At 62.3% G+C, this 22,658-nt stretch carries 24 protein-coding genes and 1 pseudogene; 14 read left to right on the top strand and 11 right to left on the bottom strand.

Going from position 1 to position 22,658, the window contains the following annotated elements:
- Window positions 1-39: 39 nt before the first annotated feature.
- The 3 genes from EL191_RS14445 to EL191_RS14435 form a co-directional block, all read right to left on the bottom strand.
- Window positions 40-1,302 carry an OmpP1/FadL family transporter gene (locus EL191_RS14445; RefSeq protein WP_013716194.1) on the bottom strand — a complete coding sequence of 421 codons (1,263 nt, stop codon included), beginning with the start codon at window positions 1,300-1,302 and terminating at the stop codon, window positions 40-42.
- 152 nt (window positions 1,303-1,454) lie between these two features.
- Window positions 1,455-1,934, bottom strand: a complete 480-nt coding sequence (locus tag EL191_RS14440; protein WP_013716193.1) for a hypothetical protein — start codon at window positions 1,932-1,934, stop codon at window positions 1,455-1,457.
- Window positions 1,935-2,133: 199 nt separating this feature from the next.
- Window positions 2,134-2,988 (bottom strand): sulfurtransferase, encoded by an 855-nt coding sequence (locus EL191_RS14435; RefSeq protein ID WP_013716192.1) that lies wholly within the window; start codon window positions 2,986-2,988, stop codon window positions 2,134-2,136.
- A 96-nt stretch (window positions 2,989-3,084) separates the two neighbouring features.
- Between EL191_RS14435 and EL191_RS14430 the strand changes: the two genes are divergently transcribed.
- The 3 genes from EL191_RS14430 (at window position 3,085) to EL191_RS14420 (ending at window position 6,255) form a co-directional block, all read left to right on the top strand.
- A complete protein-coding gene (locus EL191_RS14430) occupies window positions 3,085-3,891 on the top strand; it encodes a lysophospholipid acyltransferase family protein (RefSeq protein WP_041980908.1) in 807 nt (268 codons plus the stop codon).
- A gap of 176 nt (window positions 3,892-4,067) precedes the next feature.
- Entirely contained in the window at window positions 4,068-5,405 is a 1,338-nt protein-coding gene (gene gdhA, locus EL191_RS14425; RefSeq protein WP_041980909.1) for an NADP-specific glutamate dehydrogenase, read from the top strand.
- A gap of 169 nt (window positions 5,406-5,574) precedes the next feature.
- Entirely contained in the window at window positions 5,575-6,255 is a 681-nt protein-coding gene (locus tag EL191_RS14420; RefSeq protein ID WP_041980910.1) for a spermidine synthase, read from the top strand.
- 139 nt (window positions 6,256-6,394) lie between these two features.
- On the opposite strand, the gene EL191_RS14415 is transcribed toward EL191_RS14420, so the two are convergent.
- Window positions 6,395-7,459 carry an SMP-30/gluconolactonase/LRE family protein gene (locus tag EL191_RS14415; RefSeq protein WP_041980911.1) on the bottom strand — a complete coding sequence of 355 codons (1,065 nt, stop codon included), beginning with the start codon at window positions 7,457-7,459 and terminating at the stop codon, window positions 6,395-6,397.
- Between the two features lie 127 nt (window positions 7,460-7,586).
- Here EL191_RS14415 and rnd point away from each other — a divergent pair, with 127 nt between their 5' ends.
- The 5 genes from rnd (at window position 7,587) to EL191_RS14390 (ending at window position 11,809) form a co-directional block, all read left to right on the top strand.
- Entirely contained in the window at window positions 7,587-8,720 is a 1,134-nt protein-coding gene (rnd, locus tag EL191_RS14410) for a ribonuclease D (RefSeq protein ID WP_013716187.1), read from the top strand.
- Complete coding sequence (locus tag EL191_RS14405; protein ID WP_013716186.1) at window positions 8,717-9,010, top strand: YcgL domain-containing protein; 294 nt, start codon at window positions 8,717-8,719, stop codon at window positions 9,008-9,010. The genes rnd and EL191_RS14405 overlap by 4 nt, the downstream gene beginning before the upstream one ends.
- Window positions 9,011-9,013: 3 nt before the next feature.
- Window positions 9,014-9,946 (top strand): D-2-hydroxyacid dehydrogenase, encoded by a 933-nt coding sequence (locus EL191_RS14400; RefSeq protein ID WP_041980913.1) that lies wholly within the window; start codon window positions 9,014-9,016, stop codon window positions 9,944-9,946.
- 85 nt (window positions 9,947-10,031) lie between these two features.
- Window positions 10,032-10,481: a YcgN family cysteine cluster protein gene (locus EL191_RS14395; protein WP_041980914.1), complete on the top strand. Its 450-nt coding sequence runs from the start codon at window positions 10,032-10,034 to the stop codon at window positions 10,479-10,481.
- A gap of 101 nt (window positions 10,482-10,582) precedes the next feature.
- Complete coding sequence (locus tag EL191_RS14390) at window positions 10,583-11,809, top strand: gluzincin family metallopeptidase (protein WP_041980915.1); 1,227 nt, start codon at window positions 10,583-10,585, stop codon at window positions 11,807-11,809.
- A gap of 35 nt (window positions 11,810-11,844) precedes the next feature.
- Here EL191_RS14390 and EL191_RS14385 read toward each other — a convergent pair whose 3' ends face one another.
- From EL191_RS14385 to EL191_RS14375, 3 genes and pseudogenes are all read right to left on the bottom strand, one after another.
- Entirely contained in the window at window positions 11,845-12,315 is a 471-nt protein-coding gene (locus EL191_RS14385) for an RNA methyltransferase (protein ID WP_026042123.1), read from the bottom strand.
- Between the two features lie 47 nt (window positions 12,316-12,362).
- Window positions 12,363-12,522: pseudogene (locus EL191_RS24595) on the bottom strand (YajD family HNH nuclease); the annotation flags it as partial.
- Between the two features lie 73 nt (window positions 12,523-12,595).
- Window positions 12,596-12,964: a YajD family HNH nuclease gene (locus EL191_RS14375; RefSeq protein WP_013716181.1), complete on the bottom strand. Its 369-nt coding sequence runs from the start codon at window positions 12,962-12,964 to the stop codon at window positions 12,596-12,598.
- A gap of 75 nt (window positions 12,965-13,039) precedes the next feature.
- On the opposite strand from EL191_RS14375, the gene EL191_RS14370 reads away from it, so the two are divergent.
- The gene (locus EL191_RS14370; protein ID WP_041980916.1) at window positions 13,040-13,354 is read left to right on the top strand and encodes a hypothetical protein; all 315 of its coding nucleotides are present in this window, start codon (window positions 13,040-13,042) and stop codon (window positions 13,352-13,354) included.
- 76 nt (window positions 13,355-13,430) lie between these two features.
- On the opposite strand, the gene EL191_RS14365 is transcribed toward EL191_RS14370, so the two are convergent.
- Window positions 13,431-15,473, bottom strand: coding sequence for a S9 family peptidase (locus EL191_RS14365; protein ID WP_041980917.1), 2,043 nt, complete (start codon window positions 15,471-15,473; stop codon window positions 13,431-13,433).
- 101 nt (window positions 15,474-15,574) lie between these two features.
- On the opposite strand from EL191_RS14365, the gene EL191_RS14360 reads away from it, so the two are divergent.
- From EL191_RS14360 to EL191_RS14340, 5 genes are all read left to right on the top strand, one after another.
- Entirely contained in the window at window positions 15,575-16,048 is a 474-nt protein-coding gene (locus EL191_RS14360; RefSeq protein WP_017362877.1) for a hypothetical protein, read from the top strand.
- 63 nt (window positions 16,049-16,111) lie between these two features.
- Window positions 16,112-16,558: an HIT family protein gene (locus EL191_RS14355; protein WP_026042122.1), complete on the top strand. Its 447-nt coding sequence runs from the start codon at window positions 16,112-16,114 to the stop codon at window positions 16,556-16,558.
- A gap of 4 nt (window positions 16,559-16,562) precedes the next feature.
- A complete protein-coding gene (locus EL191_RS14350) occupies window positions 16,563-17,336 on the top strand; it encodes a class II glutamine amidotransferase (RefSeq protein ID WP_041980918.1) in 774 nt (257 codons plus the stop codon).
- 4 nt (window positions 17,337-17,340) lie between these two features.
- Window positions 17,341-17,865, top strand: a complete 525-nt coding sequence (locus EL191_RS14345) for a DUF2937 family protein (protein ID WP_041980919.1) — start codon at window positions 17,341-17,343, stop codon at window positions 17,863-17,865.
- Window positions 17,866-18,006: 141 nt separating this feature from the next.
- Entirely contained in the window at window positions 18,007-19,074 is a 1,068-nt protein-coding gene (locus EL191_RS14340; RefSeq protein ID WP_041980920.1) for a DUF2167 domain-containing protein, read from the top strand.
- 129 nt (window positions 19,075-19,203) lie between these two features.
- Here the strand turns inward: EL191_RS14340 and EL191_RS14335 are convergent, their stop codons facing one another.
- The 3 genes from EL191_RS14335 to EL191_RS14325 form a co-directional block, all read right to left on the bottom strand.
- Complete coding sequence (locus tag EL191_RS14335; protein ID WP_041980921.1) at window positions 19,204-20,382, bottom strand: vWA domain-containing protein; 1,179 nt, start codon at window positions 20,380-20,382, stop codon at window positions 19,204-19,206.
- Between the two features lie 177 nt (window positions 20,383-20,559).
- Window positions 20,560-21,405: an AAA family ATPase gene (locus EL191_RS14330; RefSeq protein ID WP_017362874.1), complete on the bottom strand. Its 846-nt coding sequence runs from the start codon at window positions 21,403-21,405 to the stop codon at window positions 20,560-20,562.
- Between the two features lie 145 nt (window positions 21,406-21,550).
- Window positions 21,551-22,633 carry a DUF748 domain-containing protein gene (locus tag EL191_RS14325; protein WP_013716164.1) on the bottom strand — a complete coding sequence of 361 codons (1,083 nt, stop codon included), beginning with the start codon at window positions 22,631-22,633 and terminating at the stop codon, window positions 21,551-21,553.
- Between the last annotated feature and the right edge of the window lie 25 nt (window positions 22,634-22,658).

The following is a 22,658-nucleotide window of genomic DNA, read 5'->3' as shown; positions in this document are numbered from 1 at the left end:
TTGTTCTGCCGCGTGAGTTTAGCCAATGCCGAGCCTCGATTAGAAGCGGTAGCTGAGCGAGGCCCCCAGGCCGTGCGCGCTGTTCTTGTAGCGTGCGCGGTAGGTGCCACGGGTAGCGCTGGCGTGGTTGACGTCCACCGATTCCTCCTGCAGGTAGGAGTACGCCAGGTCGATGGTCATGTCCTGATTCGGGCTCCAGCCAGCACCAACGCTGAAGATGGTGCGGTCGCCGGAGGGCACGCGCGGCGAGCGGTCGACGTTGTTGGTTGGCGACTGGTCGACGGCGACACCGGTACGCAGCGTCCACTGCGGATTGAGCTTGTACGACAGACCGATCGCATGGGCCCAGGTGTCGTGCCAGTTCTGTTCCTCGACGATGGTAGCCAGTGGTGGCGGCAGCGTAGAGGTTTCGTTTTCGATACGGATTTCCTTGAAGCGACTCCAGCGTGTCCAAGTACTGCCGAGGTACAAGGTCCAGCGATCATCAAGTTCGTGGGTTAACGAAAGGTCAACTGATTCGGGAGTGGTAAGGTCGAGCGAGGCATCGTACTTACCGGCCAGGCCTGCCAGTGCACCACCGACCCGTACCTGGGTATCGCCCTCGAGCTCGTACTTCACGCGTGAATGGTAGGTCATACCTAGACGGGTTTGCGGAGTGAATTCGTACAGCACGCCGACGTTAAAACCGACCGCCGTATCATCGCCTTTAACCTTCACCTTACCGTCCTCTGTGCCGGCATTGAGCGAAGAGGAAAGCTCACCCTCGATATGGTTGAAGGTGGGACCGAAGCCTACCGACAGCTTGTCGTTGAAGCGATAGCTGAGCGTCGGTTGCACAGTAATGACACGCACGTAGCTCTTGTCGGCGTAGTAGCGGCCTTGGTAGCCGCTTTCGTAGTCGGTCATCAGGCCGAACGGTACGTAAATGCCGAGGCCGAAGGCGACCTTGTCGTCCAGCGGCTTGACGTAGTACCCCATGGGAACACCGGTAACGGGCACCATGTCGCCGTCATTGCTACCGGCCACGGGGCCGAAGGCAGAGTTGGCCGTGGCATGGCTGATATCGCTCTTGGCATAAATGGCCGCGGCACCGACATAGACCTCATCGCGCTTGAGGCGAGCCATGCCTGCGGGGTTGCCAAACACTGTGCTGGCGTCGTCGGCGGACGAAGAGCGACCGGCGAAGGAGGTGCCCATGCCGGAAATGCTCTGCTCGTTGAGGGCGAAGCCACTGGCGAAGCCATAGCTGGATGTGGCGGTGATGGCGACGGCCAGACCGGTCTTGAGAAGGCGTTTGCTCACGGGGAAGCTCCTGTGGTGAGGCGAGGGGGGCGCACGCTACAGTTTTTCCTGACTGCTGCCAAGGCGCTGAAGTTCCCGAAATAGAGCGCATTGTCGGACAATTGGTGAGATTTGACATTGATCTTCTTCGAGGTCGTTTTCTGACGACTTGGTCAGGCTACCTGGCTCACCTGCTCGATGCAGCGTTGCCAGGCTTCGAGAAAGTCACGCTGACGACCTTGCGGCTGAAAAACCTTGCACCAGATTCGGCCCAAGGCCATCAGGTCATTGGCTGCGGGTAGTTCCAGTTTTTCGGCTTCCACCAGCAGCCAGGCGATTGCCGTGGCGTAGCGCAGGTTGACCGTCAATTCCAGGTGCGGTGCTTCGAGGAAGGCGTGCTGGCTGGCGAGGCCGCGGACGCGGCTGGCAAGCTCCGGGTCGAAGGCCAGATGCTTATCCCAGAGCGCCTGATGGCGCTGCTCGCTGATGCGATACAAGCCATGGCCTTGCGGGGTGTCCAGCGCGCTGCCAAGTGCCGATTGGCAGGCTGCAGCGCCCAGCAACAGGGCTTCGGCCGTGGCGCTATGGCGCTGCAGATAGAGAAGGGTAGGGCGGATCACGTGCTGGCTGAGATCGCAGGCGGCTATTCCCATGACATCCTCGCGGAGGGTGCCGGTGGGGCCGGGCGCGTGGCAGCTTTTCTAGTGGATCTTCGATAAAGGCCCCACCGGGAGCGGGGTTAGCCGCTCATTTTCAAGTCTAGTGCGATATTTCAGCTGTAAAGGGCTGTTTTTAAATTGATTCCAGCTTTGAGTTATTGGGCATATTTCGATTGGTGCTTAAAACTCATTGTCAGTCACCCGTTGCGATCGGGTGTGACGGATCGGTGATCCATTCGCTCCATGATCCTGCATACAGCGGGGCCAGCGGATAGCCGGCCAGGCTCATGGCGAACAGGTTGTGGCAGGCCGTAACGCCGGAGCCACAGTAGGCCACCAGGTTTTCCACTGGGCGGTCACCGCGTAGTTTGTCGAAACGCTCGCGCAGCACTGGTGCGGGCAGGAATCTGCCGTCGGCGTCGAGGTTGTCGGTGAAGGCTGCGCATTGCGCCCCAGGAATGTGTCCGGCGACCGGGTCGAGTGGCTCCACTTCGCCACGAAAGCGCGGCAGTGCTCTGGCATCGAGCAAGGTGAGATCCGGATTGCCCAGGCGCAGGGCCAGTTGTTCGGCACTCAGCAGCAGGTCACTGTCGGGTTGCGCGGAAAAATCACCGGGGGTGTTCTCTGGCGGAGCAATGGTCAGCTCCTGGTCGGCCTCGCGCCAGGCCTTCAGGCCGCCATCGAGCAGGTAAAGGCCGTCGCGCTTGCCCAGCCACAACAGCAGCCACCATGCCCGCGCCGCGTAGGCGCCGGGGCCATCATCGTACAGCACCACCTGGCTGTCCGCGCGCAGGCCGCAGCTGCGCAGGCGTTCGACCAGTGAGCTTGGGTCTGGTAGCGGGTGACGACCGGTTACGCCCTTGATCACCGGGGCGGACAGGTCCTGTTCGAGGTCGAGGAAGTGAGCGCCGGGGATATGCCCGTCGAGGTAGCTGCGGCGGCCATAGGCCGGGTCTTCGAGGGCAAAGCGGCAGTCGAGTACCAGCAGGTTCTCCTGCCCCAGGCGTTGCTGCAGGTGTGGCGCGCTGATCAGTTGAGCGAGTGACATGGTGCCTCCTGTGTCGTGGACGCGTTTGCCGGCATCATACCGCCTAGCCAATCCGCTGCACCCGGATCGATCTCCCGATACGTAAGGAGCCGTTTCATGCTGAGTCTGCAACCCATCGCGCACAGCGCCAATTTGGCCCGCCGTGTCGGCGTGGCGCTGGGGTCCCTGAGTGTGACGCTATATTTCTGCCTGCTGGTGATTGGCCGTGCCGCCTTGGGGCGACTGCGCCGTGAGCATGTCGATGGTTATACCCGCGCCTGGTCGGCGGTATTACTGCGCCTGGTGCGCATGCATATGACCGTGCACGGCCAGTGCCCGGATTTCAATGATGGCCGGCGTTACCTGATTCTCTGCACGCATTCCAGCCACTACGACATTCCAGCGAGCTTCGTCGCCATGCCCGGGTCGATTCGCATGCTGGCCAAGAGCGAGCTGTATCGCATTCCGTTTCTTGGTCGCGCCATGCGCGCGGCCGAGTTTCCCTCGGTGGCTCGGCACAATCCACAGCAGGCCCGGCGTGATCTGCTGCGTGCCCGTCAGATGATGGAAAGCGGCATCGTGCTGTGGGCTGCGCCGGAGGGGACCCGCTCGGCGGATGGCCACCTACAGCCGTTCAAGAAGGGCTGCTTCCACCTGGCGCTGGACACCGATGCCATGATCGTCCCGGTGGCCATCCGCGGTATTCAGCATGTGCTGCCGGCACGCACCTGGCGCCTGAATCTCGATCAACCGGTGCAATTGCTGATCGGTTCGGCTATCGATGCCAGTCGCTATGACCGCGAAAGCCTTGCGACCCTGATGGCCGATACGCGGCAGAGCATGGAGGTCCTGCTGCAGGGCGCCGAAGCTCCGCCGTTAGCGCCGCTCGAAGTGCCGGTGGTGGTCGAAAACTGTGCGCGGTAGGGTGGATTATGGTGCGCGTCTCGATATTTACAGAGGGCTTTAAAACGGGTTATTTGAGCATCGGCTTGGGCTAATGCACTAAAAAGTTTCATCAAAGCGACATTTTGATCTGTTTTGGTGCTTTGCTGCCTGATAGAGTGCCGGCCACTTTTGTCTTTGTGGTGTCGAGGTGCCGCATGTCGTTGTCCGTTGATTCTTTCCTGGCGCGCCTGAAACAGCGCGATCCCGACCAGCCAGAATTCCACCAGGCGGTGGAAGAGGTCGTGCGTAGCCTGTGGCCTTTCCTCGAAGCCAATCCGCGCTATCGCGATGCCGGTATTCTCGAGCGCATGGTCGAGCCCGAGCGCGCGATCCTGTTCCGTGTACCCTGGGTCGACGACCGTGGTCAGGTGCACGTCAACCGTGGTTACCGTATCCAGATGAGCAGCGCCATCGGCCCGTACAAGGGTGGCCTGCGTTTCCATCCCTCGGTGAACCTGGGCGTACTCAAGTTCCTGGCTTTCGAACAGGTGTTCAAGAATTCGCTGACCTCGCTGCCCATGGGTGGCGGCAAGGGCGGTTCGGACTTCGATCCCAAGGGCAAGAGCGAGGGCGAAGTGATGCGCTTCTGCCAGTCGTTCATGACCGAGCTGTATCGCCATATCGGTGCCGACCTGGATGTGCCGGCTGGTGACATCGGTGTCGGTGGGCGCGAGATCGGTTACCTGTTCGGCCAGTACAAGCGCCTGTCCAATCAGTTCACCTCGGTGCTGACCGGCAAGGGCCTGAGCTACGGCGGCAGCCTGATCCGCCCGGAAGCCACCGGCTACGGTTGCGTGTATTTCGCCCAGGAGATGCTCAAGCGCATCGACCAGGGCTTCGAAGATAAGCGCGTGGCCATCTCCGGTTCCGGCAACGTTGCCCAGTACGCGGCGCAGAAGGTCATGGAATTGGGCGGCCGGGTGATTTCGCTGTCCGACTCCGAGGGCACTCTCTATGCCGAGAGCGGCCTGAGCGATGAGCAGTGGTGGTACCTGATGGACCTGAAGAACGTGCGCCGTGGCCGTCTGCGTGAAATGGCCGAGCACTACGGTCTGCAGTTCCTCGCCGGCCAGCGCCCCTGGGACCTGCCGTGCGACATCGCGCTGCCCTGCGCGACGCAGAACGAGCTGGACGGCGAAAACGCTCGCACGCTGCTGAAGAATGGCTGCATCTGTGTGGCCGAGGGCGCCAATATGCCCTCGACCCTCGAAGCGGTGGACCTGTTCGTCGAGGCCGGCATCTGCTACGCACCGGGCAAGGCGTCCAACGCCGGCGGTGTGGCCACCAGCGGCCTGGAAATGAGCCAGAACGCCATGCGTCTGCACTGGAGTGCCGGCGAGGTGGACGAGCGTCTGCATGGCATCATGCAGAACATTCACCACGCCTGTGTGCACCATGGTGAAGAGAATGGCCGCATCAACTACGTCAAGGGTGCCAATATAGCCGGCTTCGTCAAGGTCGCCGATGCGATGCTGGCGCAAGGCGTGGTCTGATAGCTGCGCAGAGTCTGACGTTGACCGGATTCTGAATGCAGCGCTGCTATGACCTCGAGGCCCCGCGTGTGAACGCGGGGCCTCGTCATTTCTGGCGCGGGGCTGTGTTGCCCGAGTGATTCAGGCATGCTGCCTGCCCTCACGCTCGCTACACAGGCCCTCGCCACGCATGAAACGTTTTGTCCTGCTCGACACCGCTCCGATCCCGGGTACGAATGGTGCGTTGAACCTGTTCGAATATGGGGAAGATTTCGTCATCAAGATCGCCGGTGGTGATGGCGGGCAACTGATGAATACGCGCATGCACGGCTCGGAAGATGCCCTGGCGGCGATTCCCTGCAAGCAGATCGCCGGTCGTCCACAGGCGCGGGTGCTGATCGGTGGTCTGGGCATGGGCTTCACCCTGGCCTCGGCACTCCAACACCTGGGCGCGGATGCCGAGGTGGCGGTGGCCGAGTTGGTGCCAGGGGTGGTCGAGTGGAACCGCGGCCCGTTGGGGGCGAAAGCCGGTTACCCCTTGAACGACCCGCGTGCACTGATCATTCAGGAAGACGTCGCCAAGGTGCTGCAAGCAGCCGCGCAGCGTTACGACGCGATCATGCTGGACGTCGACAATGGCCCCGAAGGCCTGACTCAGAAGGGCAATGACTGGCTGTACAGCATGGACGGCCTGCGCCAATGCGCCAAAGCGCTGAGGCCCAAGGGCATGTTGGCGGTGTGGTCGTCCAGCGCCGACCACGCGTTTTCCGAGAAAGTGCGCAAGGCAGGTTTCAGGGGCGAGGCGGTGCAGGTGTATGCCCACGGTAATCGGGGCACGCGGCACACCATCTGGATTGCCCAGAAGGTCTGAGTCTGCAGCCTTTCGATTAGGCGGGCTGAAGCACGCCCTGAGGGTGGGCCGGGCGGCGATCCGCTTCAGCCCACCAGTTTGGGCACGACTGCGAATGACCGCTATGCCTTTTTGGTGTCATTCGCAGGTGGGCTCTCGTTTAGTGAATCTGCAGTTTGCCGATGCGATCGTTGTCCAGGCTGCCGAAGTACAGGTAATCACCCACCGGCTTCACCGACGTGACCATGCGCAGGTGCGTGCCGCTGGTGTCGTGCAGGCTGCGGACGATCTCGCCTTTCTCGTTGAGGGCGATGGCGAAACCGTAAGGGATCGCCTTCGGCCACATTGCGCGCGGCAGCTTGGCCAGTTGCGCCTTGAGCCAAGGGTGGCGATGGAGGAAGTCGGCGTCGGCCTTGCGTGGGGTCGGTAGCGCCACCCAGAACGTGCCCTTGCGGTCGCCCTGCAGGTTGTCCGGCAGGCCGGGCAGGTTGTCGATGAAGATGTCGTGCTGGCCGGCCTTGTCGCCCTTGAGCCAGTAGCGAGTGATGCGATAGCGATAGGTCTCGTTGACCAGGACGAAGTCTTCATTCGCCGAGAGTGCCACGCCATTGGCGAAGTACAGGCCATCGAGCAACACGTGGGTTTTGCCGCTGGCCGGGTCGTAGCTCAGCAGGCGTCCATGCGGGCGGGCTTCGAGCAGATCGAGCAGGTAGTCCGGCTGTTCGAAGCGTGATGAAGCGTCGCTGAAGTAGATGGTGCCGTCACTGGCAATATCCAGATCATCGGTGAAAGCGAAGGGCTGGCCGTCCGCCTCGGTGCTCAGCACCTTGATCGCGCCCTGCGGGTCGATGCTCAGCAGCCCCTTGTAGGCGTCGGCGACGATCAGGTTGCCACTGGCGTCGAAGCTCATGCCCAGCGGACGGCCGCCAGTATCGGCGAAGGTTTCCAGGCTGTCGTCTGCCAGAACGCGCACTATGCGTCCATCATGCAGGCCAGCGTAGACCCGGCCCTGGCCATCGACGGCAGTGTCTTCCGGGCCGTGAACCTGGCCGCGTGCCAGCAGCTCGGCCTTCATCAGGGTGTCGTTGGGCTCCAGTACGCCAGTCATCGCCGGGGCTGGCGCGGCGTCCCAGGGCAGCGGATCGATTGGGCTCGGGGTAAGGGCGAGGTAACCGGCCGCTGCAGCCAGCAGCACGACGAGCAGGGCAAGCAGTTTTTTCAGCATTGTTGTTCTTCCGTGTCGGAGGTGGTGCGCGGCACAGATTACACAGTTCCGCTGATCGACGGCAGGCCGCGCCCCGTGCGATGGCCTGGGCATATATACTGCGCGGCATTGTTCATGGGAGAGCCGCGTGGCTAACGACATTCACTGGATTCTCGACGACGCCGGCCTGGCCGAGCATTGCGCCGCCTGGCAGGCGCTGCCTTTCGTCGCGCTGGACACCGAGTTCATGCGCGTCGACACGTTCTACCCCATCGCCGGGCTGCTGCAGGTCAGCGGCGGCGACGGCGCCTATCTGATCGACCCCTTGCGCATCAGTGACTGGCGGCCTTTCGCTGCGTTGCTCGAAGCGCCGAACGTGGTCAAGGTGCTGCATTCGTGCAGTGAAGACTTGGAGGTCTTCCTGCGCCTGAGCGGCAGCCTGCCGGCGCCGCTGTTCGATACGCAATTGGCCGCGGGTTATCTCAACCTCGGTTTCTCCATGGGCTACTCGCGCCTGGTGCAGGCCCTGCTCGATATCGAGTTGCCCAAGGGCGAAACACGTTCCGACTGGCTGCAGCGGCCGCTGTCCGAGCTGCAGGTGCGCTACGCCGCCGAAGACGTGCTGCATCTGGTCGAAGTGTACCGTGCGCTGATGGCCCGCCTGGCGCCGCAGAAGGTCGAGTGGGTGCTGGAGGACGGTGCCGAACTGGTGGCCAACCTGAGCCGTGAAGTGGCGCCCGAGGATGCCTGGCGCGAGGCCAAGCTGGCCTGGAAACTGTCGCGTCAGCAACAAGCGGTGCTGCGCGCGCTGTGCGCCTGGCGCGAGCGCGAGGCGAGGGCGCGCAATCAGCCGCGTAATCGCGTGCTGCGCGAGCATTCGTTGTGGCCGCTGGCGCGTACCCAACCGGATAACCTGGTGGCGCTGGCGCGTATCGAGGACATGCACCCGAAGACCGTGCGCCAGGATGGCGAAACCCTGCTGAAGCTGATTCGCGAGGCCGCGGCGCTGCCCCCCGAGCAATGGCCCGAGGCCTTGCCCGAGCCGTTGCCGATCGAAGCCTCGGCGCTGCTCAAGAAGCTTCGCGCCGTCGGCCAGCGCGAGGGCGAACGCCTGGATATCGTGCCCGAGCTGATGTTGCGCAAGAAAACCCTGGAGGCCCTGCTGAAAAGCGGCTTTCCCAATGGTCCGTACCAACTGCCTGATTCCCTGCGTGGCTGGCGCCGGGAATTGATGGGCCAGGCTCTTCTGGACTGCCTGGCCGCTGAAGGAGAATCCGCGTGAAACGCATCTGTTCCATCTACAAGAGCCCGCGCAAGAACGAGATGTACCTCTACGTACTCAAGGCCGAGGCCCTGACCCGCGTGCCCGAGGGCCTGCTCGCTGTGTTCGGCCCACCTGCGCATGCCTTCGACCTGGTGCTCAGCCCGGAGCGCCAGTTGGCACGGGAAGACATCGCCACGGTGCTGGAAAATCTCGAGAAGCAGGGTTATCACCTGCAGATGCCGCCGCCAGAAGAAGACTACATTCAGCACCTGCCTGACGAATTGCTGTGCCGTAACGATCCGGTGTGAAGCATGCGTTTGCTGATTGCCGAAAGCGACCACGCCCTCTATGCCGAGCGCATTCGTAGCGCCTGTCCTGACTTGCAGCTGGTAGCCAGCACGCAGCCCGAACAGCTGCGTGCGCTAGCTGGCGGATGTGACCTGTGGCTGGGGCCGCCTGACCTGCTCGCGCCCTTGCTGCGCGAAGGGTTGCGTCCACAGTGGCTGCAGTCGACCTGGGCGGGGATCACGCCGTTGCTGGCGGCCGGCCTGCCGCGAGATTATCGCCTGAGTCGCGCCGTTGGCATCTTTGGCCAGGTGATGGCCGAATACGTGCTCGGCCATATGCTGGCCCATGAGCGGCGACTGTTCGCGCGGCTGGCAGCGCAGGTCGAGCAGCGCTGGGATCACAGCCTGCCGCGCAGCCTGCGTGGGCGCCGCGTGCTGGTGGTCGGTTGTGGTGATATCGGTCAGTCCGTAGCCACTTTTCTGCAGCCGTTCGGCGTACAGCTGCGTGGTGTGGCCAGTCAGGCACGTGAGCAGGCGCCCTTTGCCGAAGTGGCGGCCATGGAAGCCTTGCCACGGTTGGTCGTCTGGGCCGACTACGTGGTCAACCTGCTGCCGGACACACCGACAACCCGCGATTTGTACGATGCCGATCTATTGGCGCATTTCCGCGAAGAGGCGGTGCTGATCAATGCCGGGCGCGGCGTTGCGGTGGTCGACGCCGATCTGCTCGCGGCGCTCGAGCGCAACCAACTGGCGGCTGCAGTGATCGATGTCTGCCGTGAGGAACCTCTGCCGCCAGGCCACCCGTTCTGGACGGCGCCGCGCCTGCTGCTCACCGGTCACAGCTCGGCGCCTACCGATCCGACGCTGATGGGCGAGCTGTTCATCGATAACCTGACGCGCTGGCAAGCCGGCGAACCACTGCGTGGTGAAGTGGACTTTGTCCGCGGGTACTGAAACCGTTGGGTCAAGGCCGCTTGGCCCTGCCTGCTGTCCAGGCTAGACTGCCGCGCTTTTTTCCACCCGAGTCCATACTGCTCTCATGGCCGCCAACCTCGCACCCTTCTGGAAACGCAAGACGCTCGCCCAGCTCGACCCGGGCGAGTGGGAGTCGCTGTGCGACGGCTGCGGTCTGTGCTGCCTGCAGAAGCTCGAAGACGAGGACGATGGCGCCGTCTACTACACGCGTATCGCCTGCAAACTGCTGGACCTGCAGACCTGCCGGTGCAGTGACTACCCCAATCGGGTCAAGCATGTGCCCGACTGCATCCAGCTCACCCCGGCGCAGGCCGATCAGTTCCAATGGCTACCGCCGACCTGCGCCTACCGTCTGGTCAGTGAAGGCAAGGATCTTCCGCGCTGGCATCACCTGGTGAGCGGTGATCCGGAGGCGGTACATGCCGAGCGGATTTCCCAGTCGGGACGTATGCTCAGCGAGAACAGCGTGGCCGAAGATGACTGGGAAGATCATCTGATTTTTCGCGCTGGTTGATTGCCGCGCGGCTTCGTGGCAAATCTGTCGTCCGTCCATGGAATTTGCCCTGTGGCGCAGCGGTCATATGCCGCCATGTCCCGCATCAGGAGTGTTGCTCGATGTCCCTTCGCTTGCCGTTGTACTCGTCTCTGCTGCTTCTGAGCCTGCCGGCTTTCGCCGCTACACAGAAGGTCGATCTGGATTATCACGTGCGCTTTCTGCCCGAGAGCCATCAGGCCGAGGTCAGCATCACGCTGGAGAAGGGCGAGCGCGTACGCAGCCTCGATTTCAATCTTGGCGAAGATGGGCGCTTCAGCGACTTCAAGGCCGATGGCCAGTGGTCGCAGGAGGTTGCCGGGCGTGGCAAATGGCAACCGGGCGAGGGTAAGAGCGTGCTCAGCTATCGGGTCTTGATCGACAGCGAGCGCAAGCCTGGCCGTTACGATGCCAGGATGACCGATGACTGGGCGCTGTTTCGCGGGGACGATCTGGTGCCCGCGGCCAAGCTCGATCAGCGTGACAAGACCGATCTGGTGGCGCGCCTGCAGTTCGAGCTGCCCAAGGGCTGGAAGAGTGTGGAAACCGGTTGGCCGCGCATCGGCAAGAATCGTTTCCGTATCGATAACCCGGAACGCAAGTTCGACCGCCCGACCGGCTGGATGCTGGCCGGCAAGCTGGGCACCCGCCGCACGCGCCTGGGCGATACCGAAGTCGCCATTTCCGCGCCGATCGGCGAAGGCATGCGACGCATGGACATCATGACCTTCCTCACGTTCGTCTGGCCGCAGATGCAGCAGGTGTTTCCGCGCGATCCGGACAAGCTGCTGATCGTCGGCGCTGGCGACCCGATGTGGCGCGGTGGCCTGTCGGCGGCCAACTCCTACTACATGCACGCCGACCGTCCGCTGGTCAGCGAGAACGGCACCAGTTCGCTGGTACACGAGCTGGTGCACGTGTTCGGCCGTATCTATGGGCGCGACCGCAGTGACTGGATCGCCGAAGGCCTGGCCGAGTACTACGCCATTGAGCTGATGCGCCGCGCCGGCGGCATCAGCGAAGACCGCTATCAGAAAATCCGCGAGCAGCTGATTCGCTGGAGCAAGCCGGTCAACAGCCTGCGCACCGACAATGCCAGCGGCCCGGTCACGGCGCGTGCTGTGCTGCTGCTGCAAGAGCTGGATCGGGAAATCCGCCAGAAGACCAAGGAGAAGGGCAATCTCTCCCTGGACGACGTCACCCGCGGGTTGATGCGTCTGGACAAGGTCAGCACCAAGGATTTCATCGATATCACCGAGAACGTCATTGGCGGCCCGTCGAAGACGCTGGATACGCGGCTGCTGCGTTGAGCGCTACCGCTTCGGCCTCTATTCTGCGGATAGGCTCAGAACAAGGGGCCGGAACGGGTGTTGTTACCTTTGGCCAGGCGATCGTAGAGCACCACGTTGACCGTGGCCGCCAGGTTCATGCAGCCCTGAGTCGGGATGTACACCACTTCACCTGCGCACCAGTCGAGAATCTCCTGCTGCAGCGAGCCGTCTTCCGGGCCGAAGATGTACAGCGCCCGGTCTGGATGGGTATAGGCAGGCAGGGCGCGGGCGTCATCGACCAGCTCCACCGCCACCGGCGTGCAGCCCAGCGGCAGGATTTTGCGCAGATCATCGATATTGATCAGCGGGATATCCTGGTGAACCTTCTTGGTATCGGTGATGAAATCCTTGGCGCGGTCGTAGCGGGTTCCGGTGTAAAACACCGAGCTGACGCCATAGCATCCCGCTGCACGCATGATGGAACCGACGTTTTCCGGGGATTTCGGATTGAACAGGCCGATGCAGGCGTATCTCTTGTTGGCCACGGTGGCACTCGCAAAAGACCCGATTATACGGTGCTGACTGCCAGGCCCTAGTCCTTTTTCAGCAGGCCGGTCAGGTCGCCAAAGGCCTTGCAGATCGATTTGGCGGATTGCGGGGCCTTCGGCGAAATACTGCTGGTAGGTGTGCGAGTGTTCGTTGTCCTGACGGAACAGGCACAGTAGTTCCCAGTTGGAATCATCCATCAGGTTGCCGATTGCTCCGGCTCCGTGTGGGAGCGCAGCCCATAGCGTGTGCGCCAGCAGGTTCGCTAGGGGCTGCGGTTCACTCCTGTTTAGCGTCAGCCTGGCCGAGCAGAGCTGCGAGACCTGCCAGCCCCTTGTGCGTGACCTTGCTGCCGGAGCCCGCACTGGCCGCCTCTTCCTTCTGGTAGTGCAAATCGACCTGACGCTGGTGTTCGTTGTCGTGGCAGTACAGGCACAGCAATTCCCAGTTGGAACCGTCTTCCGGGTTGTTGTCGTGGTTATGGTCACGATGATGCACGGTCAGTTCACTCAGGCGCTTGCCGCTGAACTCACGGCCGCAACGGCCGCAGATGTGCGGGTACATGCGCAGCGCTTTTTCCCGGTAACTGGTTTCGCGGCGTTGCTGGGCTTCGGCGAGAATCTTGTCGAGCTTGCTGGTGGTATTCATGAGGCGATTCGCTGGAACGTTCGTGGGCAGGTGTTGCCAGAATAGAACGAAAGCCAGTCGAGCAGGAGAACCATCATGCGTATTCCTATTCTCGCCGCGATGATCCTGGCATCCAGCGTCGCCACATTGGCATGGGCGCAGCAGCCCATGCGCATGCCATCAGCCCCGGAGGCCGGTTCGCCGGGAACAGCGACGCCACAGCCTTATGGCCAGCCTTCGACAGCAGTACCGATCAAGCGCCAGGGATCGGCGCCCCTCTTGCCGCCGCCCCAAGGGCAGCCCCTGCCCGGGGCGGCGCCTCGTTCCAATGGCGATCAGTCGATTCCTCAACTGGACGAGCAGATACGCCGCAACAGCCAGGGGCTGGAAGGGCAGCGCAAGCAGGAGTGAGCGTCGGTTTTTGTAGGAGCGGCTTCAGCCGCGATTCCCCAAATATCGTGGCAAGCGGAATGCTGCTCAACCGCTCCTACGGGTGCGCTATCCCCAGTACGCGGAATATGAACGCGTACTCCAGCGCCACATCCTTGATGCCCTGATAACGCCCACTCATGCCGCCATGTCCCGCGCCGAGGTCAGTCTTGAGTAGCAGCAGGTTGTCGTCGGTCTTGTCGCGGCGCAGTTTTGCCACCCATTTGGCGGCCTCCCAGTACTGCACGCGGCTGTCGTTGTAGCCTGCCACGGCGAGAATCGCCGGATAGGCCTGGGGCCTGACGTTCTCGTAGGGGGCGTAGGCCTTGATGCGCTCGAAGACCTCGGGCTGGTTCGGATCACCCCATTCGTCGTACTCGGTCACCGTGAGCGGCAGGTCCGGGTTGAGCATGGTATTGAGCACGTCGACGAAGGGCACTTCGGCGATGGCAGCGGCGAACAGCTCGGGGCGCTGATTGAGTACGGCGCCGATCAGCAGGCCGCCGGCGCTGCCGCCGCTGATCGCCAGTTGCGAGGCGGTGGTCAGGCCCTCGGCGATCAGGCGTTCGGCACTGGCGATGAAGTCATCGAAGCTGTTCTGCTTGTGCGCAAGCTTACCGGCACGGTACCAGGCTTCACCCATCTCGCCGCCACCGCGGATGTGCGCGATGGCGAAGATGAAGCCGCGGTCGAGCAGGCTCAGGCGAGCATGAGAGAACCAGGGGTCTAGGCTGGCGCCATAAGCACCATAGCCATAGAGGTAAAGCGGGGCCGGTTGGCCTGCGGCGAACACCTCCCGCCGCGCCACCAGGCTGATGGGGATCTGCGTACCTTCGGCCGTATTGGCCCAGAGACGGCGGCTCTCATAGGCGTCGGCATCGAACGGGCCTTCCACCGGCGTCTGCTTGAGCACCTGTTGTGCGCCCGTGGCCAGTTCCAGCTGACGTACCTGCGCGGGGCGGTTCAGCGCTTCGTAGCGTAGGCGAATCACCGGGCTGTCAAATTCCAGGCTGTCCTGCACGTAGAGGCTGTAGGCCGCATCCGGCAGTTGCACGCGATATGCCATCTGGCCTTGCGGTTGCACTTCGAGGATAGGCAGACCACCTTCGCGCAGCGCCAGGACGATGGCGCGTTGGTTCAACGTAGCGCCTTCCAGCATCACCTGCGGGTCATGTGGACGAATCTGCTGCCAATGCGAGCGCTGCGGCTTGTCCTCGGTGGCGCGGTAGAGCGCGAAGTTGATACCGCTCTGGTTGCTGCGGATCAGCCAGCACCACTCGCCGTTGAGCATGCCGTGGTCGACGTCGTACTCGTGATTTTCCTCGCGGGGCGCCAGGCAGGTGAAGGCGTCTTGCGGCCTCTGGGCATCCAGCACCCAGACTTCGCTGGTGGTCTTGCTGCCCAGTTGCAGAATCAACTGGCGTTCGGAGCTGGAGCGATAGCAATGCAGGAAGAAGCGGCCATCGGCTTCCTCGAATACCGCTTCGGCTGCGGCCTCACCGAGGCGGTGACGATAAAGTTTGTAGGGGCGGTGGGTGTCGTCCAGTTCGGTGAAGAACAGCGTCTGGCTGTCGTTCGCCCAGGTCATGCTGCCGTCGCAGCCGTCGAAGGGCAGCTCGCTGATCTGGCCGCTGTCCAGCTCCTTGACGAACAGGCGGTAGATCTCGTCGCCGCTGCTGTCGAGGCTGTAGGCCAGGCGTTGCTGGTCGGGACTGATGCTGAATGCGCCGACGGAAAGAAAGCCTCCTCCGGCCAGCTCGTTGGGGTCGAGCAGCAGCGTTTCGCTGGCGCTGTCGACCTGCAGCGAACCGTCGGCAGGACGGCGGCAGCGATAGTGCCGTGGATACTCGTCACCCGCTGTGGTGCGCTGGTAGTAGAGGTAGTCGGCCCAGGGCGTGGGCAGCGACAGATCAGTCTCGCGGATACGCCCCTTGATCTCCTCGAACAGTTGCTCGCGTAGCGCCTGCTGCGGTTCCAGCACGCTTTCCAGGTAAGCGTTCTCCGCCTGCAGATGGGCCAGTACTTCCTCGCTGTCGCGGTTCTCCAGCCAGCGATAGGGATCGTTGCCGGCTTCCTGGCGGGCGATGGGGGCAGAGGGCATGGCGAAACTCCAGATCGGCCTGGCCGGCAGGAGCGCCGAGCCGGGTAAAAACCGCTATCATAAGCGCCCCTTTGCCAGACCTGCCACGCCGGCGCCTGCTTATGATGAATGAAAACGACTACCTCCTGGCCTGGGCGGCCTACGGCTTCGCTGCCCTGGGTTGCCTGTTGGTATGGATGCGCCTGACCAGTTGGATGTGGCGCTACCTGCGCGAGCCGCTCGCCGTGCTGGTCGCTGTGCTGCTGTTCAGCCCGACCATCGTCGATCCGACGCGTGAGCTGTTCGCGCCCGCACTGGCGGTCACCGCCATGGACGTTTTGCTCAAGGTTGGCAACAACGCCTGGCGTGCTGTCGCCGATCTGGCGCTTTACAGCCTCATTGCGCTGGCCGTATACCTGTTGTTCGTCGCCGTGCGCTGGCCCATCGAGCGTTGGTGGAAGAACCGCAATGGCCAGGCGGTCTCCGAGCCTGACGAAGACTCGCGCACCCTGCGCGAGCGCATGGAAGAGGACGACGATCTGCCGGTTCGCGACTACGGGCGTGATCGCAGCGGCCGTATGGAGCCGCGTATCTGATTTGCCCCCTTGCGCCTGCTGGCCCGTGCGTTCAGCATGATGGCCTTGTGCAAGGGAGGCTCGATGGATTGCGTGTTCTGTGCCATTGCCGAGCGTCGGCTACCCGCTCATCGGCTTTACGAGGACGATGACTTCATCGTTCTACTGGATATCTTTCCCATGCGTCCGGCCCATGTGCTGATCGTCAGTCGCCAGCATGCGCCGTTCCTGCGTGATTTGCCGGCAGCGGTTCGCGAGCGCCTGCTGGCCTTGTCGGAGCGCATCGCCAGTGCGTTGCGTGAGGCCGGCTACGGTGTCAACGGCATCAACATACTGATCAACGATGGTCCGGATTCCAACCAGCACGTGCCCCATCTTCATCTACACCTGATTCCGCGACGGCCGGGTGACCTGCCGGCGCTGCTCTGGCGACTGCTGGTGCGTTTTCTGCCGCAGGGCCGCAAGCGACTCGACGCGCGTCTGCAGGACGAAGCCGAGCGTCTGCGCCTGATACTCGGCAAGGAGAATTGATTCGATGTGCGAATTGCTCGGCATGAGCGCCAATGTCCCCACCGATATCGTCTTCAGCTTTACCGGGCTGATGCAGCGTGGCGGCCGCACCGGGCCGCACCGTGATGGCTGGGGCATCGGTTTCTACGAGGGGCGTGGCCTGCGGTTGTTCCAAGACCCGCGGGCAAGCAGTGAGTCCGAGGTGGCGCAACTGGTACAGCGCTACCCGATCAAGAGCGAGGTGGTGATCGGCCACATCCGCCAGGCCAATGTCGGCCAGGTTTCATTGGTCAACACCCATCCCTTCAGCCGCGAGCTGTGGGGGCGCAACTGGTGTTTCGCGCACAACGGTCAGCTCGCTGGTCTGCAAGGCTCCACCAGTTTCTATCGACCGGTGGGCGAGACCGATAGCGAGGCTGCCTTCTGCGACCTGCTCAACCGCGTGCGGCGCGCCTTCCCAGAGCCGGTCTCGGTGGAAATGCTCCTGCCGGTACTGGTCGCAGCCTGCGCCAGCTACCGTCAGCTCGGCGTGTTCAATTGCCTGCTCAGCGATGGCGACTGGTTGTTCAGCTTCTGCTCGACCAAGCTGGCGCATATCACCCGGCGCGCCCCTTTCGGTCCGGCGCAACTCAAGGACGCCGATCTCAAGGTGGACTTCCAGTCGGAAACCACACCCAACGATGTGGTGACGGTCATCGCCACTGAACCTCTGACCGACAACGAACAATGGTCGCTGTACCAGCCGGGCGAGTGGCGCCTATGGCGCCGCGGCGAATGCATCACTCACGGCAAGGCCTGATCCCATGCTTAGAAGCTACCTGCGTCTGACGCTGTTCGCCTTCGGCCTGTTGCTTGGCGTACAGGTGCCGGGCTTCATCGATGACTATGCCAAGCGCGTCGAGGCCCATCGCCTGGAGTCGCAACAGAGTCTCAAGGGGTTTCAGGAAACCGCACAGAAGTTCTTCAAGGGCGACATGGATGCGCTGGTGGCGCACTACCGCGTCAGCGACGACCCGGTGATGCGCAGCGATGCCAACAGCGTCGGGCACCTGGTGCAGCGCTCGGCACTGCTTGAACGCGAGTGGCAGGCCATGCAGGGACCTTGGTACGCCCAGGCCTGGCACCTGGCGACTGGCGCCGATCACGAGCTGTTCCAGGAAACCTTGCAGGCTTACCGCTATCAGGTGCTGTTCACCCCCGATGCAATCCTCTGGGGTGTTATCAGCGCGTTGCTATTGGCTTGGCTGGCTGAGCTGCTGGTGCTCATGTTCGGCTTGATGTTCGGGGTAGGGCGGACCACGCGTGCCCAGCAACGCCACTGGCGTTGAGCACGATAAACCGCCGGGAGCCACTGCCTTCAGGATGGCAGGCCACAAAAAGGTGCGCTGGTTCGCCTGAAGCCAGGGATAGGGTGTGTTAATGTAATACCGCGTTACATTTACCTCTTACCCTGTTGCACTGGAGTTTCCATGTCGATCAAGGATTCGATCCTGGCCGCCGCGCTGGCTGCCGTCCTGCCGTTCACGTCCGTTGTATACGCCAATCCCGAGCCAGAGCCTGAGAGTGCTACGGTCAGCGAGGAGGTCACCGAGAGTGACGATTCGGCGCAGTACATCAGCCCCGAAGAATTCGTTGCCAGCCTGGAGTTCAAGACCGGGCGAGTGGTGCTTGGCAACAACCTGGCTACCCTCAATCTGCCCGATTCTCTGGTGTTCCTCGATGGCGAGAATGCCCAGCGTCTGCTGGTCGATGGCTGGGGCAACCCGCCAGACGACGTCCCGCCCCTGGGCATGATCCTGCCGGCCGGTGTGTCACCGTTGGCCGATGAGTCCTGGGGCGTGACCGTCGAGTACGAAGACAGCGGTTATGTGTCCGACGAGGACGCCGCCGATATCGATTACGGCGACATGCTCAAGGATATGCAGGCCGACATGCGCGAGGCCAACACCTGGCGTGAAGAGAATGGCTACGAGCCGGTACAGCTGGTCGGCTGGGCCGCTGCGCCCCGCTACGATGCCGAAGGCAAGAAACTGCACTGGGCCAAGGAGCTGAAGTTCGGTGACAGCGAGACCAATACCCTCAACTACAACATCCGCGTGCTGGGCCGTAAGGGTGTGCTGGTGCTGAATTTCGTCGCCAACATCGACCAGCTGGCTGAAATCGAAGCCAACGTACCAGCCGTGCTGGCTGCTACCGAATTCAACCCCGGTCAGCGTTATGCCGAGTTCGATCCCGATCTGGACACCGTGGCCGCTTATGGCCTGGGCGCACTGGTAGCCGGCAAGGTGGCTGCCAAGACCGGCCTGCTGGCCATGCTGCTGGTACTGCTGAAGAAGTTCTGGTTCATCCCGGTGGTGGTGGTCGGCTGGCTGTTCAAGCGTATCGGCTTGAGCAAGAAGGACACGCCGAGCGAAGAAGCGAGTGCACCGGCTGCTCCTGTGGCAGCGCCAGCCGAGGCCAAGGTCGAGGAGCCGGTACAGGCCCCGGCGCAGACGGTGATGGACCTGAACAAGCCGGACGACGCGGACAAGCGTTGAGTTCGAATCTTGCGTAGCCCGGATGCAATCCGGGGCCGAGGTTCATAAGTACCCGGATTGCATCCGGGCTACAAAAACGCCGCGAATCCTGTGCAGGGTTCGCGGCGTTTTTCATCGCTGCTTGAAGTCTTACTTGGACAGGTACTTCATGCCGTCTTCCAGCCCCTGCAGGGTCAGCGGGTACATGCGATCTTCGATCAGTTCGCGCACCAGGCCAGTGGAGGCGGTGTAGTTCCAGGTGTCCTTGGGGTAGGGGTTGATCCAGATGATTTTCTTGAACTTCTCGGTGAAGCGCTTCATCCAGACGTAGCCGGCTTCCTCGTTCCAGTGCTCGACACTGCCGCCAGCCTGGGTGATCTCGTAGGGCGCCATGGCCGCGTCGCCGACGAACACCACCTTGTAGTCGGCGCCGTACTTGTGCAGCAAGTCCAGGGTCGAGGTGCGCTCGCTGGTGCGGCGCATGTTGTTCTTCCACACGCTCTCGTAGATGAAGTTGTGGAAGTAGAAATATTCCAGGTGCTTGAACTCGGTCTTGCAAGCGGAAAACAGCTCCTCGCAGACCTTGACGTGGGCGTCCATCGAACCGCCGATATCCAGCAACAGCAGGAGCTTGACCGTGTTGCGGCGCTCCGGGCGCATCTGGATATTGAGCAGGCCGCCGTCTTTGGCGGTGTGGTCGATGGTGCCGTCCAGATCCAGCTCTTCGGCAGCGCCCTGGCGGGCGAACTTGCGCAGGCGGCGCAGCGCCACCTTGATATTGCGCGTGCCCAGTTCGACCTGATCGTCGAGGTTCTTGTATTCGCGCTGGTCCCACACCTTGGCGGCCTTGCCCTGGCGCTTGCCGGCATCGCCGACGCGAATGCCTTCCGGGTTGTAGCCGCCGGAGCCGAACGGGCTGGTGCCGCCGGTGCCGATCCACTTGTTGCCGCCGGCGTGCTTTTCCTTTTGCTCCTCGAGGCGTTTCTTGAACTCCTCGATCAGCTTATCGAGGCCGCCGAGGCTCTGGATCTGCGCCTTTTCCTCATCGGTGAGCAGGCGCTCGAATTCCTTGCGCAGCCATTCCTCGGGGATCATCGCCTCGATGTGTTCATTGAGGTTTTCCAGGCCCTTGAAGTAGGCGCCGAAGGCACGGTCGAACTTGTCGAAGTGACGTTCGTCCTTCACCAGGATCGCCCGCGCCAGGTAGTAGAACTCGTCCATGTCGGCGAACACGACGTTGTGCTTGAGCGCGTTGATCAGGTCGAGCAACTCGCGCACCGACACCGGCACCTTGGCCGCGCGCATTTCGTTGAATAAATTGAGCAGCATGCTTATGCCCTCATGAAAGTCTGTGACTGCCTGTGGCCACTGCCCGCGCCGGAGGAAGGGCGAGCGAGCTAGAGCCAGGCAAGGCGAGAGCAGGCGAGCAAGCGCAGTGTACTTTTGTACATGAGCATTGCGAGCCTGCTCTCAACGCAGCCTGGCCGACGCGCAGCCGCCCGATGTTTACCGAGAAGCGCGGCGGGTCATGAAGGCCAGGCGCTCGAGCAGTTGTACATCCTGCTCGTTCTTCACCAGAGCACCGGCCAGCGGCGGGATCGCCTTGGTCGGGTCGCGTTCGCGCAGCACTGCTTCACCGATATTGTCGGCCATCAGCAACTTGAGCCAGTCCACCAGTTCGCTGGTCGAGGGCTTCTTCTTCAGGCCCGGTACCTTGCGCACGTCGAAGAACACATCCAGCGCCTCTGCCACCAGCTCGCCGCTGATGTTGGGGTAGTGCACGTCGACGATCTTCTTCAGGGTGTCGCGATCCGGGAAGGCGATGTAGTGGAAGAAGCAGCGGCGCAGGAAGGCGTCCGGCAGTTCCTTCTCGTTGTTCGAGGTGATGATGATGATCGGGCGCTGCTTGGCCTTGATCGTCTCGTTGGTTTCGTAAACGTAGAACTCCATCTTGTCGAGTTCCTGCAACAGGTCGTTGGGGAACTCGATGTCGGCCTTGTCGATTTCGTCGATCAGCAGGATCACGCGCTCGTCGGACTCGAACGCCTCCCACAGCTTGCCTTTCTTGATGTAGTTGCGAACGTCGTGAACCTTGTCCGAGTCGAGCTGCGAATCGCGCAGGCGGCTGACCGCATCGTATTCGTACAGGCCTTGGTGCGCCTTGGTGGTGGACTTGATGTGCCAGGTAATGAGCTTGGCGCCGAAGGCGTCGGCCAGTTGCTCGGCGAGCATGGTCTTGCCGGTGCCCGGCTCACCCTTGACCAGCAGCGGGCGCTGCAGGGTGATGGCGGCGTTGACCGCGAGTTTGAGGTCGTCGGTGGCGACGTAGGACTGGGTGCCTTCGAACTTCATCGGAAAATCCTCGGAACGGTAACGCGCGGGGCCGGCCCGCAGCAGAAATTCAGAGCGCGACTATAACGCGCAGCTCCGGTGGCTGTGAACGCAGACGCAGTATTCAGTCACTGAATGGGCAGTCACCGCTGCTTGCGACTACAGCTCAATTGCCGTCTTGCTGAGGTGGCGGGCGTTCGTAGCGGGGCGTGAAGGCTTCGACGAAACCATTACGCAGGATGGCGATGAAGGCCTGGAATGCGCTGGTCTGCTGGTTGTGCACGCTGCCGCTGAGTTCGACACGGGTGGCAAATTGGTCGCGGCGCTGGTTCTTCAGCAGTGTCTCGCTGCCCCCTACGATGGCTTCCCATATGGAGCGCAGGACGCCTTTATCTTCATCTTCGACGTCCTGCTCCCAGTCGAACACCTCGACATCACGTAGCAGGGGTTTGATGTAACCGTTGAGCTGAGCATTTTTGGCTTGCGCTTCGATGACCAGGTCGCCGTTGCCGCGCTTAAAGTCGAAGCGGCCGTAGGCGCGGGCAAAGTCGTTGAAGCGTGTTAGGTCGATGTCCTTCGCGCGCAGGCGCAGCTCGAAATCCTCGAATTGCTCGAATGGGTCGAAGGTCGCCTCGGCTTCCAGTGGCGCGTGCTCCAGCAACAGCGCCCGACCTTCGAAGTGTGCGACGCGGTCGCCTGGTTCGTCACCGACATTGGTGAGGTTGTATAGGCTGGCGTTGACCTTGTCTGCGCTCAGTTCAACCTGGGGATCGGTGGTGAAGTTGTGAAAGCTGATGCGGCCGTCGATCACCCGCAGTTCGTTGAGGGTGATGGGCAGCAGCTTGTTCAACTGGTCGCGCCAGTCGGTACCGGCACCGGTCTGGGTGGCCTGGTCATTATCGCCACCATCGACGAAGTTCAACTGCGGCCGCTCGAAGAACACCTCGGCCACCACCGCATGCTCGCGCCATAGCGCCGGCCAGCTCACGGAAAGGTCGATCAGCGGGGCATCGAGCAACGGCACTGGCACATCGCCCGTCTCCTTGACGATGGTCAGCTCGTTGATGCGATAGGCGCCGCGCCACCAGGCCAGGTCGATATCAGCGATATGCCCTCGGTAGTCGCCCATCTCGGCGAGCTTGTCGTTGAGGTAGTCACGGATCAGCCAGGGCAGCGCGAGCTGCGCGGCCATTAGCAGCAGGACCAGGATGAGCAGGGCTTTGAGGGGCCAGCTGTAGCGTCGTTTCATGGCAGCGTCTGTCGGACAGTTATCT

The sequence above is a fragment of the Pseudomonas mendocina genome (genome assembly GCF_900636545.1).
Taxonomy (GTDB): domain Bacteria; phylum Pseudomonadota; class Gammaproteobacteria; order Pseudomonadales; family Pseudomonadaceae; genus Aquipseudomonas; species Aquipseudomonas mendocina.
This window is presented reverse-complemented; position numbering and strand designations above follow the sequence as displayed.

What these genes read in the sequence shown, in the direction of transcription:
- EL191_RS14390 (WP_041980915.1), top strand. Translation starts at nt 10,583, where the DNA reads ATGTCCCTTCGCTTGCCGTTGTACTCGTCTCTGCTGCTTCTGAGCCTG.
- EL191_RS14415 (WP_041980911.1), bottom strand. Translation starts at nt 7,459, where the DNA reads ATGCTGAAAAAACTGCTTGCCCTGCTCGTCGTGCTGCTGGCTGCAGCG.
- EL191_RS14335 (WP_041980921.1), bottom strand. Translation starts at nt 20,382, where the DNA reads ATGCTGCTCAATTTATTCAACGAAATGCGCGCGGCCAAGGTGCCGGTG.
- gdhA (WP_041980909.1), top strand. Translation starts at nt 4,068, where the DNA reads ATGTCGTTGTCCGTTGATTCTTTCCTGGCGCGCCTGAAACAGCGCGAT.
- EL191_RS14360 (WP_017362877.1), top strand. Translation starts at nt 15,575, where the DNA reads ATGATGAATGAAAACGACTACCTCCTGGCCTGGGCGGCCTACGGCTTC.
- EL191_RS14340 (WP_041980920.1), top strand. Translation starts at nt 18,007, where the DNA reads ATGTCGATCAAGGATTCGATCCTGGCCGCCGCGCTGGCTGCCGTCCTG.
- EL191_RS14330 (WP_017362874.1), bottom strand. Translation starts at nt 21,405, where the DNA reads ATGAAGTTCGAAGGCACCCAGTCCTACGTCGCCACCGACGACCTCAAA.
- EL191_RS14370 (WP_041980916.1), top strand. Translation starts at nt 13,040, where the DNA reads ATGCGTATTCCTATTCTCGCCGCGATGATCCTGGCATCCAGCGTCGCC.
- EL191_RS14365 (WP_041980917.1), bottom strand. Translation starts at nt 15,473, where the DNA reads ATGCCCTCTGCCCCCATCGCCCGCCAGGAAGCCGGCAACGATCCCTAT.
- EL191_RS14395 (WP_041980914.1), top strand. Translation starts at nt 10,032, where the DNA reads ATGGCCGCCAACCTCGCACCCTTCTGGAAACGCAAGACGCTCGCCCAG.
- EL191_RS14350 (WP_041980918.1), top strand. Translation starts at nt 16,563, where the DNA reads ATGTGCGAATTGCTCGGCATGAGCGCCAATGTCCCCACCGATATCGTC.
- EL191_RS14325 (WP_013716164.1), bottom strand. Translation starts at nt 22,633, where the DNA reads ATGAAACGACGCTACAGCTGGCCCCTCAAAGCCCTGCTCATCCTGGTC.
- EL191_RS14345 (WP_041980919.1), top strand. Translation starts at nt 17,341, where the DNA reads ATGCTTAGAAGCTACCTGCGTCTGACGCTGTTCGCCTTCGGCCTGTTG.
- EL191_RS14355 (WP_026042122.1), top strand. Translation starts at nt 16,112, where the DNA reads ATGGATTGCGTGTTCTGTGCCATTGCCGAGCGTCGGCTACCCGCTCAT.
- EL191_RS14440 (WP_013716193.1), bottom strand. Translation starts at nt 1,934, where the DNA reads ATGGGAATAGCCGCCTGCGATCTCAGCCAGCACGTGATCCGCCCTACC.
- EL191_RS14375 (WP_013716181.1), bottom strand. Translation starts at nt 12,964, where the DNA reads ATGAATACCACCAGCAAGCTCGACAAGATTCTCGCCGAAGCCCAGCAA.
- EL191_RS14435 (WP_013716192.1), bottom strand. Translation starts at nt 2,988, where the DNA reads ATGTCACTCGCTCAACTGATCAGCGCGCCACACCTGCAGCAACGCCTG.
- EL191_RS14430 (WP_041980908.1), top strand. Translation starts at nt 3,085, where the DNA reads ATGCTGAGTCTGCAACCCATCGCGCACAGCGCCAATTTGGCCCGCCGT.
- EL191_RS14420 (WP_041980910.1), top strand. Translation starts at nt 5,575, where the DNA reads ATGAAACGTTTTGTCCTGCTCGACACCGCTCCGATCCCGGGTACGAAT.
- EL191_RS14400 (WP_041980913.1), top strand. Translation starts at nt 9,014, where the DNA reads ATGCGTTTGCTGATTGCCGAAAGCGACCACGCCCTCTATGCCGAGCGC.